The following is a 13611-nucleotide window of genomic DNA, read 5'->3' on the forward strand; positions in this document are numbered from 1 at the left end:
ACGGCAAGTCTCAGGACGGATTGCCGTCATGTTCCGAGCAGCAAAACGCCATCCCCCGCAAGTGCGACGCGCTTGCGGGGGATGGCGGATTTGGAACTCGATCGACGACGTCAGGCGGTCTTGGTGGCGCGATGGAAACGCCAGCGGGCGTAACCGCTCTTGACCGGATAGCCGAGGTTGACGCGCTTGTTGCGAGCCACGGTGAAGGAAAGGCTCGATAGCGCGATCAGCGGCAGATCTCGCAGGACCTGCAGCTCGATCTTCTTGCAGAGTTCGAGATAGGTGTTGTAGTCGGTCGCCTGCAGGGCCTGGCTCAGCAGATCATCGATACCCGGCATCACCACACCGTAGTGGCTATAGGCACCGCCGCCCTTGCCATCCGGCTTGGCTTCCGATTTCGACGAAAGCTGCTGGAAATAGAGCTGGGTCGGGATCGGCGGATAACTGGACGAGTGCATCGCAAGCGTATTCTTGTCGCTGCGATTATCGGCGTGATAGGCGGTATGATCGCCGATCTTCAGGTTCATGCGCATGCCAACACCGCGCAGCTGTTCCTGCACGATCAGCATCGTCGACGCATAGTCTTCGCGCTGGCTGCAATTGCTGTCGAAATCGAAGCCGTTGGGGAAGCCCGCTTCCGCCAGCAGCGCCTTCGCCTTTGCCGGATCGGGCTTGTACTGCAATTCCGGCGGCAGGTCCTCCGTCTTGAAACCGGCCGGGAAAAAGTCCGGCTGCAGACCGGCCATGAACCCGCCCATCGGCTTCAGCGCGTCGGCGACAGCGTGACGGTCGATCGCATACATCAACGCCTGGCGGACCTTGAGGTTGTCGAAAGGCTTGCGTTTCAGGTTGATGTGGAGCGTGTTGAACGACCCCGGCTGCGTCATGTCGAATTGCAGGGTCGGGTCACGCTGAAGCATGGAATCCACCCAGCCAGGCGCGCGGACGGCCTCGATCATGTCGACATTGCCGGAGAGAAGCGCCAGTGTCCGGGCAGTGGTATCGGCGATGAAAACACATTCGACGCCGGCGATCTTCGCCTTGGTTCCCCAATAGCCCTCGTGGCGCTTCATGGCTTCGCCCCACTCGCTGTCAAAACGGGTGAGTTCATAGGGACCGGTTCCCACCGCATCCGTCATGAATTTCTCAGCACCGATCTTGTCGAAGGCTTTCTTCGAAACGATCGATGTATTGTTGGAAAAGATCGTCGTACCCAGCAGGTTCACGTCCGGCGTCTTCAGGACGACGTCGACCTCGTACGGCCCCTTTGCGACCACATCGGCGACATTCGACATGATGGTCTTATTGGTGCCATCGGCCATAGCGCGCTTGTAGGAGAAGACGACATCCTCCGACGTCATCTCACCGTAACCCTTGTGGAACTGCACGCCCTGACGCAGCTTGAAGGTCCAGGTCTTGGCGTCCGACGACGATTTCCATCCGGTCGCGAGCGTCGGCACGTACTTGTCGGGCGTCGTGGCGAAATCGCCATCTTCCGGCCGGACGAGTTGTTCGTACATTTGCTCCGTCGCCCAGTTGTCGGAACCCTGTGTGGTGAAGTTGGGGTCGCTGGTGCGGGGGCCGCCCGCAGCAATGCCGATGCGAATGACATCGGTGCTCTTCTGGGCATTGGCGGTGCTGGGGATACCCGTCGCGCTCAGCGCCGTGGCGGCTGCCGCCAGTTCAAGAAATTCTCTTCTGTTCAAGCTCATTATCTCCTCCCAAAGACAAGCTTCGCTTTTCAGCTTCGCCGTTTGTCCAATTCGGCGTCGTGGATCACCAGACCGAGACCCGGACCGCTCGGAACTTCGAATTTTCCATTTGACGGTTTTGGCGGATTGGCAAACGCACCATGCATGCGCGTCGACGGATCGGCGAATTCCGCCGGCTTCGTCAGATGCATGATGGTTGCCAGAACGTGCAGGTTGGCAGCGTGTGCGATGGTCGGCTGGGTCTGATGCGGCACCAGTTCGACGCCGTATGCGTAGCAGATCGCAGCACATTGCATCAGCCCGGTGATGCCGCCCATCTTGATGATGTCCGGCTGCACCATGCGGACACCGGCATTGATGATGTCGATCAGTGCCTGGGTGGTGTAGGTCTGCTCCGCCGCCGACACGGTGATGTCCAGACGCTGCGCGACCTCTCCCATCGCGCGCACGTTATAGTGTTGGACCGGTTCCTCGAACCAGAGGTAACCGAGCTCCTCCAAAGCCCGGCCCACCCGGATCGCTCCACCGACCGAATATTGATTGTTGGCGTCGAAGGCGAGCGGGAAATCGTCGCCGACCAGCTTGCGCACTGCCTTGGCCTTGGCGATATCGCCCGGAATGTCATAGTCCTGCCGAGTGCGGTCGCCGTCCCAGCGGATCTTGATGGCAGCGGGCGTCTCGGATTTCCAGCGCGCCTCGACCGCCTTCACGGTCTCGTCGACGGTGCGTCCGGCATTTCCCCCGATCGAGGCATAGAACGGTATTTCCGTGCGCCAACCACCGCCGAGCAGCTTGAAGACCGGCTGGCCGAAATATTTGCCCTTGATGTCCCAGAGCGCAATATCGAGAGCCGCGAGCGCACCAGTGACGGCCCCTTCCGGGCCAAGCTTCACATATTTATGCAGCAGCTTGTCGTAGAGGACCGCATGGTCCAGAGCGTCAACGCCAACCAGCGAAGATGCAAAATCACGAACCACCCCGAGCGAGTGCTCGCCACCCATCATCGGCGAGGCCTCTCCATGCCCGACAATGCCGTCGGTGGTCGTCACGCGGACGATGGCGCTACGGCGACCCGGCGGCTCGTTCGGTTCCCAGCTAACCTGGAAAGCCTCGATGGATTTGATCGTCGTCGCCGTCGCCACTGCGCACCTCATTAAAACGAAATCACCCGGTCAAAGCCGGTCCCAAAATCTCGATAGGAGCCATGTCCGTCCATAATGGCCGTTAGCCCGATGCCGACATGCAGTTCGCTGACATCGTACGCCCCTCCCCGGCCGCATCGATCATGTGACCGACTTGATGCCGTCACCCTCTTCCGTCGTTGCAGCATTGCGCAGTTTGCATCCGTATGCAAGCGCTGCTTTCCGAAAACTATGGTTGAGGCAGTCATGGGCCGGGAGTGTCATAGGCATAGATCTGGGTGCGCCGAAAGCGCGCGACGAGAAGCCCATCCGCCAGCAGGAATTCCTCGGTCCCAAGATAATGCTTGCCCTTGCGCTGATAGACCTGGGCGACCTGCCCTACCGTTGCAAGCCGCTGGCCGGGCCTGACCTGCGCAAAGTGCTGGGTCTCGATCTCCGTCAAGACGACCGGCGAGGGAAACCGGAAACTATTATGCGCATCTCCCATCGCAAGACGCATGGCGCAGCCGGAGTGGACGATGCCCTCACGCTTGTAGAAAGGTTCGCCCTCTCCAAAAGCGCGCAGAGATGCCTCGAAATCACCCTGGGTCAGCACCCGGTTGGCCGTGGTCAGTGACATGCCCGGACGGAGGCTTCCCACGTCGCCTTTCGAGGGAACCGCCGGTCTCGGAATGGGCGCAAACGCCGATATATCGGACACGACCGGAGCCGCGTCAGGCAGGCCGACCCAGCCGCTGGCCACCTCTTCGCCCCCCTCGTTGGTCACCGAAACCTGCGCACGGCTCATGGTTGCGTCGCCCTCCAGGATTCCGGCACGGATGAGGAGGCGATCGCCGTTATAGACGGGCCGGCGAAAGCGAGCACCCATGCCGCCGCGTCCCGTCCAGGCCTCTCCCCAGGCCTGCAGTGCGACGCGACTTATGTGACCGTAAACGAAAGCCCCCGGAATGAGCGCAGCCTTGTAACCCCGCGCCCGGGCGACAACATCATCGTGGATCGTGCCGATATAACGCGGGTCGTTGTCGAGTTGGATATCGACAGTCAGATCTCTGGGGAAAACTGGGGGCATATCGTCCTGATCCATCCATCAACCGTCCGGAAAAGGGACCGTGGCCATAACGTCGCCTGCCGAAACGCGGTCGATTTCAAGGGCAGGCAGGGCGAGGATATCTTCGAGGACGTACCGATTGTCTCCGCCGAACTGCGGGGCCGGGCGGCGCTGGCTGCCCGGCGTCCGGCTGAGGTGGATCGGCAGGCCGGGATGACGATGCCGCCCGGCATCCGGATGATCGAGCTCCGTGAAGAACCCCCGATGGGCAAGATAGGTGCTGGAGGCGACATCGGCGGCATTGGCAACCGGGGCGGCGGCGACCCCGGCATATTGAAGAAGCCTTGCGACCGCGTGCTTGTTTCGCACAGCAGTCCACTCGGACAGTATCGCAGTCAGTTCCGTTTCGTGGCGCTTGCGTGCCGCAAGATCGGAGAACCGTGGGTCGGTTGCGAGCCCAGGATGCCCGATGGCGGAACAGAGCGCCTGCCATTGCGCCTGGTTTTCGGCAGCGATGACCACCCATTGGTCTTCGCCCCTTGCCGGAAAAGCGTCATGCGGCGACATGTTCGCAACGCGGTTGCCATCCGGGAGGGGGTCGACCCCGCTCTCGGCCGCCAGCAGGAGTTCCGCGCCGATGAACTGCATCGCCGCTTCGACCTGAGGCACCTCGACATACTGGCCCCTGCCCGTCCGGTCCCGATAATGAAACGCCGTCAGGATCGCCGCAGCCGCGTTGAAGCCGCCGATCGGATCGAGGTAGGAAGGCCCGCTGTTTTCCGGCTGCCCACCCGGATAGGCCATCATTGCCGACATTCCGGTTGCCATCTCCATGGTTGGCCCAAGCGCCGCGTATCCCGACATCGGGCCGCTGCCTCCGAAAGCAGGGAGCTCCGCAACGATGATGTCCGGCTTGATTGCGGCCAGGCTTTCGTAGTCGAGCCCGAGTTTTGCGAGCGTGCCGGGCCTGAAATTGCAGATCAACATATCGGCGACGGCGACGAGCCGGCGCAGCGTACTGCGCCCCTCCTCCGTCTTCAGGTTGAGGATGCAGGAGAGTTTGTTGACATTCTGCGAGTTGAAGAGAAAGGACCGGTCGAACGGGCGGGCGCCCGGTTCGCCATCCGGAAAATTGATCGGGTTCGGCCTCTCCTTGTTGAGCCGCCAGGAATTCACGCGGTTCGGTGATTCCACATGGATTGACTGCGCACCGAAATAGGCAAGGACCCGGCCCGCCATCGGGCCCGCCCAGGCCGTGGTGATCTCGATCACTCTCAGACCATCGAGCGGCGGCACTTTTGAAGATCGCGACGATTGCCGCGGCTGCCGGCTTTTGGCCTCCCAGACCGCAGGATCGATCTTCAGCTCCCCAAGTGCGGGCGCGCCGGATCTGACCACGCGCGGCGTGGCGCTCAAGCGGAACGGCGGGCCAAGGATCAGCCGGTCCTCGACCTTTTCCCAATAGTGTCGGCCGTTCAGGTGACGGTTATGGATCTGCTCGGATGGACGATAGGCTTTTGCGGCAATGACCTGGGCTTTCTGCAGCCGATCCACCAGGTCCTCAGCAGACCAGTTCTCGACCTTGTCCTGGATGATCTCGTAAAGGGTATCCCAATTTGCCCGCCGCACCTGGGGTTCGGAAAAGCGCGGGTCGGTTTCCAGAGGGAGCAGATCGAGCGCGGTGCAGACCGCGCGCCAACGGTGATTGTAGATCCAGATGCAAACCCAACCATCGCGGCACTTCACTTGCCCTGCCGGGATCGTCTGGTCCTGCCTCGTGTGGATCGAACCGTTATAGATGTGACGCATGACATAAGGGAAACACATGGCCGCAGCGGTTTCGGCGGCATCGATCGCCACGATCTGGCCGAGACCGCTGGAATGGCGCTCGTGCAAAGCCGTCATGATGCCGATATAGGCCGCCTGCCCTGCGGCAAAGGATGCACGCTCGCCGACGCCATAGAGAGGTTCCCGCCCGTAGGCGCCATTGTTGTTCATCATCCCGGACAGGGCCTGAAGAACGATCTCCGGCGCGCGCCACTCCTTCAGCGGCCCGTCGCAACCAAAGGCGGTGACACAGACCGCGATGCAGGCGGGATTGAGGCGCACGACCTTCTCCGGATCGAAATCCTCCGGCAGGATGGCGATGTCCGCCCCGCAAAGCATGGCGTCCAACGTCTCCTGCCCACCAGTGCCTGTTCGATCGATGACGACGGAATTTTTGCCGCTGTTCAGATGCCAAAATCGCAGCGAGAGGGTCGGATCGGTCAAGGAAAACGGCGGCATATGCCGGATAGATGAGCCTTCCGGAGGTTCGATCAGCATTACCTCGGCGCCGAAATCCGCCAGCAGCCGCGCGCAAAACTGTCCCGCCAGGGTATCCGAAAAATCGACGACCCGCAGGCCGTCCAGGGCTTTGGACATCCGCGTCTCCACCATCCGATTGTCTGGTCAGGTGTTCTCCCGACCGATGCCGAACCTAACGCGCGTTGCATACGGATGCAAGATCAGGAACTGTCTCAATTTTTCATATTGATGGCCGGCTGTTTGAGGCATAGTGAGAAGCGCGCATCGGTTGCAGCCAAACCAAGGGGAGCCGTCATTGAGCAGGAATGAGACCGCCAGCGAAAAAAGCAGACGCAAGCCGATGACGGCGCGTGAACTCGCCCGCATGCTCGGCGTCAGCCAATCGGCGGTCTCACGCGCCTTTACGCCGGGCGCGAGCATCGCCCCCGAGTTACGCGAAAAGATCGTCCGTTTTGCCGAGAACGTGGATTACCATCCCAATGCGATTGCAAGCATGCTGTCGAAGAGCCGCACGAATATCGTCGGCATCGTCATCTCCGATATGCAGAACCCGTTCTATCCGGCGCTGATCGAGCAGCTATCGCGTGCCCTGCAGCGCATCGGGCTGCAGAGCCTGATGTTCAACATCACCAGGGGCAGCGATCTCGAGGAGCAGCTTTCGGCGCTGAGGCGCTACAATGTCGATGCGGTCATCATCATCTCGGCGACCATCCTGTCCGGCCCGACGCTCCAGTGGGCAACCGACGGCAGGGCCGCGATCCTGATCAACCGCGTGGCGGAAGACACCGAACTCAGTTGTGTGATCTGCAACAATGCCGAGGGTGCGCGGGCCATCGCCGACCATTTTCATGCTATCGGCCGCCGTCGCGTCGCCTATGTCGCAGGCCTTTCGCACACAACAACCAATCGGGAGCGGCAGAACGCCTTTATCACCCGCGTCGCCGAGCGTGGCATGACGCTTTCCGCCCTGATCGATGGCAATGAATACAGCTACTATGCCGGAAGGTCCGCTGCGCTCGACATTCTTGCGCGAGGAGAAACTGACGCGATCTTTTTTGCCAACGACATACTTGCGGCCGGTGGCCTCGACGCGCTTAAGGAAAGCGGTGTACGCGTGCCCGAAGATATCGCTGTCGCAGGCTTCGACGATATAAGCATGGCCGCCTGGCCGCATTACGATCTAACTACGTTCCGTCAGCCGATCGATACGATCGTCGATGTGGCGGTGACGATGCTGGAGAACGGTTCATGCGCTCCGGGCCAACCACCGGTCATCCGCCGCATTTCCGGCGAGCTCATCAAGCGGGGTTCGACCGGCGTTTCATAGGAATAGTCGGCGACAGACCTCGCGGCATCGCCGAAGGTAACCAGCGACTGACAGTCGGGGGCAACCGATTTTTGCACAGCGTACCACGCTCGCGAGCCAACTCCCGGGTCTCGAGCTCATCGGCTGCCGACCGAATATATCACGAAACATGATACAAATCACGAAAACGGTTGACTTTCCGCACCGCCCAGGCAGTATTCGTTTAGTCGGGTAGCCGATCAGCACGCTGGAAACTGGGAGGAATACGGCATGCTTTCGAGAAGGACATTTATGTGGCTCGCGGGGACATTTCTCGCGACCAGGCCGGCGCTTGGGCAAGTGCCAAGCAACGATTTACCCCGAGAACAGCTGCTGATTCTCGAAAACCCTGAAGGAACGATCAAAAACGCCGGATGGTTTAACATTTGGGCCATCAATGCCGGCGGGCAGACGACGGGTCTCCACCAGAACATGATGGACACCTTCTGGTACATCGATCCCGACCACGGTGTCGATGGTGTCTGGGACAATTCGCTCGCAACAGAAAAGCCGATCTATAACAAGAATTTCACGGAGATGACCGTGAAGCTCCGCTCCGGCATCTTCTGGAGCGATGGCGTGGAGTTCACTGCGGACGACGTGGTGTTCACGATCGAGACCCACATGAAGACCAGCGGCCTGCGCTGGAGTGCACCGGTTCAGATCAACGTCGCGGCGATCGAGAAGAAGAGCCCGACAGAAGTGCTCTTCAAGCTCAAAAAGCCCAATTCGCGCTTTCATGCACTGTTCACGGTTCGCTGGAACGCCATGTGGATGATGCCGAAGCATGTGTTTGAGAAAGCCGGTGACGTTCTCAAGTTCGACTTCAACCCGCCGGTTGGGCTCGGTGCCTATACGCTCCACAATTTCGACCGCGGCGGCAAGTGGTTCATCTGGAAGAAACGCGAGGATTGGAAGCGGACCACGGTCGCCCGGTTCGGCGAACCCGGCCCCGGCTATCTAGCCTATATTGACCCGGGACCGCCCGAAAAACGGGTTATCGAGCAGCTCAATCATCGTCTCGACGTCATCCACGATCTGTCCCCCGAAGGCATGTTCACGCTTGCCAAGGACTCGCCGTCCTCGGTCAGCTGGTTCAAGGGGTTTCCCTATGCGCATCCTGACCCGACCCTGCCTGCGGTCATCTTCAACCATCGGCTGGAAAAATTCCAGAACAAGGACGTCCGCTGGGCGCTGGCGCTGCTGATCGACATCAAGGCTGTCAGCATGGCTTCCTATCGAGGCGCCGCCACCATCTCCGCAATCGGCGTGCCGCCCACCGGTCTTTATCCGAAATACTATTTCGAACCGATGGAGCAGTGGCTGACGGGTTTCGAACTCGACACGGGCAAGCGGAAGATCAAGCCCTACGACCCGACGACGGGCAAGCAGATCGCAGACATGCTGCGCCCGTCCCTCAAGGACCAGATACCATCGGACCCGGCTGATATAGCGACCGCGTTTGGCAAGGGATGGTGGAAACCTGATCCGGAGGCGGCAACCGAACTTCTCCAGAAAGCCGGCTTCACCAAACAGGGCGAGCGCTGGTTTCAGCCGAACGGGCAGCCATTTTCGGTAAAGGTCATGGTCGAAGGCGATCTCCGGCCGGTCATGACGCGTGCCGGATCGATCATCGCGCAGCAATGGCGGCGTTTTGGCATCGATGCGGTTATCGACGTCGCCCAGGGAACGATGATTGACCGGCGAGGTGTCGGCGACTTCGACACCTTCATAGGCTGGAGCGTCGAGACCTGGGGCGGTCACCCGGACCTGTCGTTCTTCCTCGACAGCTGGCATTCCCAGTTTGTCGTCGACGTCGGCAAGGTGCAACCGCCGAGAAACTGGCAACGATGGGCTGAACCGAGGCTGGACAAGATCATCGAGGAGATCCGCACCATCGATTTCGACGATCCGCGTGGGGTCGAGCTCGGTCTCGATTATCTGAAGTTGGCCACCGAAGAGATGCCGATCATTCCGCTCATGGCCTACAACGTCTTCACGACCATGGACACGACGTATTGGACCGGCTTCCCGAGCCTCGCAACCAAGCCTTACACGGACCCGGTCCCCAACTGGGGCAACACTAAATACATGATGGTCAATTTGAAGCCGACCAAGCCGGCAAAGTGAGAAACTGCCGCCCGGAGCCTCCAAGGCACCGGGCGGAGACCTCATCCCGATATACGAGGCATCAATGCGATCCTACGCCATCTATGTGGCCAAGCGCATCCTACAGTTCGCGCTGGTCGTTTTTGTCGGCATCAGCATCACGTTTCTGATCACGCATCTCACGCCGATAGATCCGGTCGAGCATGCCGTCGCACAAGTGAGCACATTTGGCTTTTCCAGCCCCGAATCCATTGAGCTTCTTCGGCAGTCCCTCAAGGAACTCTACGGCGTCGGCGACAATCTGTGGGAGGAGTATCTCATATTCTGGCGACGACTGGCGATGCTCGACTTCGGCCCCTCGCTATCGGCATTTCCGACGCCCGTGAGTGAACTGATTGGAAGAGCCATCCCCTGGACGATCGGTCTGCTTACAGTGTCGACGCTATTGAGCTGGTTTATTGGCAATGTCCTTGGCGGACTGGCAGGCTACTACAGCCGCAATCGCATCCTTCGGGTCCTCGGCATGATCATGATGGGGCTCCATCCGGTACCCTACTATATTGTTGCCTTCGTTCTGTTGATCGTCTTCACATTCCTCTTGCCGATCCTGCCGAGCAGCGGCGGCTACGAGATGAACCTCCGGACTGGATGGACGCCGCAATTCGTGGGCAGCGTCCTGATGCACTCCATTCTGCCTTCGCTCTCCCTCATCCTTGTCGGTGTCGGAAGCTGGTTCATGGGAATGCGGGCGCTGGTCTCGAATATCGTGACCGACGACTACGTCACCTATGCTGCGCTCGCCGGCGTACCGGACAAAAAGCTCGTAACGTCCTACGTCATGCGCAATGCATTCCTGCCGCAGATCACCGGCCTTGCAATGTCGATCGGCGCGATCTTCAACGGCGCGGTGATCACCGAACAGGTCTTCGGATACCCGGGGATCGGGCGCCTTCTGGTTGAGGCCGTCCATGCTGCCGATTATTCGCTCGTTTTGGGCATCACCTCGATTGCCATCATCGCAGTTTCGGCGGCCGTCTTCATCATCGACATCATCTATCCCCTGATCGACCCGCGCGTACAGGTGAGCCAATGATTGCCGTCCTCAGAGACCTGTTCCGCTATAACGGCGAGTTCGCAATCGGATGCGTGATCATGGCGATCATCCTCGGCCTTGCCGTAGCTTCCTTTTTCTCGCCATACGAACCGATCGACTCCTACGTTGTGGCCTTGGATGCGCCACCGTCGCTGGAATATATATTCGGAACCAATTCGCGCGGTCAGGACATCTTCTGGCAACTGACCTTTGCGATCCGCAATACCCTCGCCTTCGGCTTCATCGTAGCGCTCATCAGTCGCATACTCTCCCTGACGATCGGACTGATCTCCGGTTATGTCGGCGGGATCGTCGATCGCATCCTGATGTCGATCAACGACACGTTTATCGTCATTCCACTGTTCCCGCTTCTGGTCCTGCTCTATTTCGTGTTGCGTGACGACATGACCTGGTTCGTGCTGGCACTCGTCATGGCGGGCCTCGGATGGGCCTATGATGCGCGGCTTATTCGATCGGTCATGATAAGCCTCAGAACCCGTGAATTCACCAACACCAGCGTTTTTTCCGGCATGTCGATGCCGAGGATCGTCACGCAGGAACATCTGCCCTATGTGCTGCCGATCGTCTTCTCGACTTTCATGAATAACATGAACTGGTCGATCGGGCTCGAAGTCACGCTTGCAGTCCTGGGCTTTACCGATGTCGACACACCGACCGTCGGCGGCATGATCTTCTGGGCCAACCAGCACAGTGCAATGGTGTCCGGAGTCTGGTGGTGGTACTTCTTTCCCACCCTCTTCGTGACGTTGACGTTCATCGGCCTCTTCCTTCTGGCCATCTCGATGAATGAATACATCGATCCGCGCAGCCGGCTCGATCGGATGGGGAATTCCTGATGACGCAGATCCCCGTCTCAGCCGGCAACGGACACGCGCACGTCCTGGAAACGAGTAATCTCCGCGCCTACTACCGGATGAAATATTTCGGGATCGACCGCGAAGTAAGAGCTGTCGACGGGATCTCGATACATGTGCGCAAGCACGAGATCTATGGCATTGCGGGCGAATCCAGCTGCGGCAAGACCACGTTCATCAAAGCGATCGCGGCTGCGATCAGGCCCCCGTTGGAAATTGTTGGCGGGCAGGTGAAATACAGCTTCATCGACGATGATCTCTATGCACTGCCCCCGGCACGACGTGCAGCCATTCGCTGGCGCCACCTCTCTTACATCCTGCAAGGGTCGATGAACGTACTCAATCCCGTTCGTCGCATTCACAAGACGTTCGAGGATTTCGCGTTCCGGCACATGCATTTGCCACGCGCCGAATTCGACCAGGAGGTGCGGCGCCATCTGGAGCGGCTGCGCCTTCCTGCGGAGATCCTCCGGTCCTATCCGCACGAACTCTCGGGCGGGATGCGGCAGCGCGTTTGTATTGCCCTCGCTACGCTTTGCAGGCCGGAGTTCATCATCGCCGACGAACCGACGACCGCGCTCGATGTCGTCGTCCAGAAAGACGTCCTGGCGATGATCCGAGAAACACAGCATGAATTCAACTCGTCAATGATCTTCGTTACCCACGACCTGACGGTTCATGCAAACATCACGGACAGGCTCGGCATCATGTACGCCGGCCGTCTTGTCGAAGAAGGGCGAACCGCTGACGTTTTTGCCAATCCCTTGCATCCGTATACGGCCCATCTGATTGCCAGCTTGCCGACGATCGGCGACAGGCATACACGCGACGGGCTTCATGGAACCCCGCCGAACCTGGCCGATCCTCCAAAAGGGTGCCGTTTCCATCCGCGATGTCCACTGGCGATGGAGATCTGCCGACACGAGAACCCGGCCCTTACCACCCTCGCGGAAGATCACAAGGTGGCATGTTTCGCAGCGAGTTCGGACGTCCTGCCGACACCTGACGAGAAGCCGAACCAGCCCGAGGAATTGGAGACCGAGCGATGACGGCTCCTCTTCTGCAGCTCGACGGCGTCTCCAGGCTCTACAAACGAGGAGGCCTGCTTGGCCGTCAGGAATTCCGGGCCGTCGACAATGTATCGTTCTGCCTGGAGGGCGATGAGCCTCAAGTCTTCACGATCATCGGCGAATCCGGAAGCGGCAAGACGACGCTTGCGAGGATGATCCTCAACATGGTCCGGCCAAGCGCCGGGACGATCTTTTTCAAGGGCCGCGACCTGGTTTCGATCCGCGGGACTGGAGCGCGGCGAAGGTTCATGAAAGAGGTCCAGCCGATTTTTCAGAACCCCTTCGAGGCGTTCAATCCCTTGAAACGCGTCGATCGCTATCTGTCCATGACGGCAAGAAACTTCACCGACGCCCGTTCATCCGCACAGCTGGAAGCCGTGGCCGACAAGGCGCTGAACAATGTCGGCCTTTCGATTGCCGAAGTGCGTGGGCGGTTTCCTCACGAGCTCTCCGGTGGTCAGCTCCAGCGGGTGGCGATTGCCCGGGCGCTGATCCCCGGCCCTTCGATGCTTGTCGCCGACGAGCCGGTTTCGATGGTCGATGCCTCGCTGAGAATGTCGATCGTCAATCTGTTTCGTGCACTGCGCGATGACCTCAAGGTTTCGATCATCTACATCACGCACGATCTTGCGACGGCCTATTACGTGAGCGACAGGATCATCATCATGCGCAAGGGTGAAATCGTCGAAAGCGGCGACGCACGCTCGGTCCTTGATAACCCCCAGCATCCGTACTCGCAGCTCCTGAAGTCCGCCATCCTGTCTCCCGACCCGAACGGTCGCGGCGTGCTGACCGGCGACAGCGCCGCATCTCAGCAAGCGCGCGCATCGCCGGATTCGTCGATCGAAGAGACAGAGCTGCAGTCGCATTAGCGGCGAATTACCGTTTCCTGAAGCAAAGTGAGATTTGA

The 13611-nt window shown here is 59.7% G+C and carries 10 protein-coding genes; 6 read left to right on the forward strand and 4 right to left on the reverse strand.

Going from position 1 to position 13611, the window contains the following annotated elements; translation table 11 throughout:
- Positions 1 to 110: 110 nt before the first annotated feature.
- The 4 genes from AC1DLT_RS02445 to AC1DLT_RS02460 form a co-directional block, all read right to left on the reverse strand.
- A complete protein-coding gene (locus AC1DLT_RS02445) occupies positions 111 to 1706 on the reverse strand; it encodes an ABC transporter substrate-binding protein (protein ID WP_247032664.1) in 1596 nt (531 codons plus the stop codon).
- Positions 1707 to 1741: 35 nt separating this feature from the next.
- Complete coding sequence (locus AC1DLT_RS02450) at positions 1742 to 2854, reverse strand: mandelate racemase/muconate lactonizing enzyme family protein (protein ID WP_040125415.1); 1113 nt, start codon at positions 2852 to 2854, stop codon at positions 1742 to 1744.
- 244 nt (positions 2855 to 3098) lie between these two features.
- A complete protein-coding gene (locus AC1DLT_RS02455; RefSeq protein WP_247032666.1) occupies positions 3099 to 3938 on the reverse strand; it encodes a MaoC family dehydratase in 840 nt (279 codons plus the stop codon).
- Positions 3939 to 3941: 3 nt separating this feature from the next.
- On the reverse strand, positions 3942 to 6326 hold the full coding sequence (locus tag AC1DLT_RS02460; RefSeq protein WP_247032668.1) for a CaiB/BaiF CoA transferase family protein: 2385 nt from the start codon (positions 6324 to 6326) through the stop codon (positions 3942 to 3944).
- Positions 6327 to 6504: 178 nt separating this feature from the next.
- On the opposite strand from AC1DLT_RS02460, the gene AC1DLT_RS02465 reads away from it, so the two are divergent.
- From AC1DLT_RS02465 to AC1DLT_RS02490, 6 genes are all read left to right on the forward strand, one after another.
- A complete protein-coding gene (locus AC1DLT_RS02465) occupies positions 6505 to 7536 on the forward strand; it encodes a LacI family DNA-binding transcriptional regulator (protein ID WP_247032670.1) in 1032 nt (343 codons plus the stop codon).
- Between the two features lie 249 nt (positions 7537 to 7785).
- Positions 7786 to 9684, forward strand: coding sequence for an ABC transporter substrate-binding protein (locus tag AC1DLT_RS02470; RefSeq protein WP_405029303.1), 1899 nt, complete (start codon positions 7786 to 7788; stop codon positions 9682 to 9684).
- A gap of 64 nt (positions 9685 to 9748) precedes the next feature.
- Complete coding sequence (locus AC1DLT_RS02475; RefSeq protein ID WP_247032672.1) at positions 9749 to 10756, forward strand: ABC transporter permease; 1008 nt, start codon at positions 9749 to 9751, stop codon at positions 10754 to 10756.
- On the forward strand, positions 10753 to 11613 hold the full coding sequence (locus AC1DLT_RS02480; RefSeq protein WP_247032673.1) for an ABC transporter permease: 861 nt from the start codon (positions 10753 to 10755) through the stop codon (positions 11611 to 11613). Before AC1DLT_RS02475 ends, AC1DLT_RS02480 begins: the two co-directional genes overlap by 4 nt.
- Positions 11613 to 12680, forward strand: a complete 1068-nt coding sequence (locus AC1DLT_RS02485; RefSeq protein ID WP_247032674.1) for an ABC transporter ATP-binding protein — start codon at positions 11613 to 11615, stop codon at positions 12678 to 12680. Before AC1DLT_RS02480 ends, AC1DLT_RS02485 begins: the two co-directional genes overlap by 1 nt.
- Entirely contained in the window at positions 12677 to 13573 is an 897-nt protein-coding gene (locus tag AC1DLT_RS02490; RefSeq protein ID WP_477485773.1) for an ABC transporter ATP-binding protein, read from the forward strand. Before AC1DLT_RS02485 ends, AC1DLT_RS02490 begins: the two co-directional genes overlap by 4 nt.
- Positions 13574 to 13611: the final 38 nt, after the last annotated feature.

It is taken from the genome of Neorhizobium sp. 05N33, from assembly GCF_056397445.1.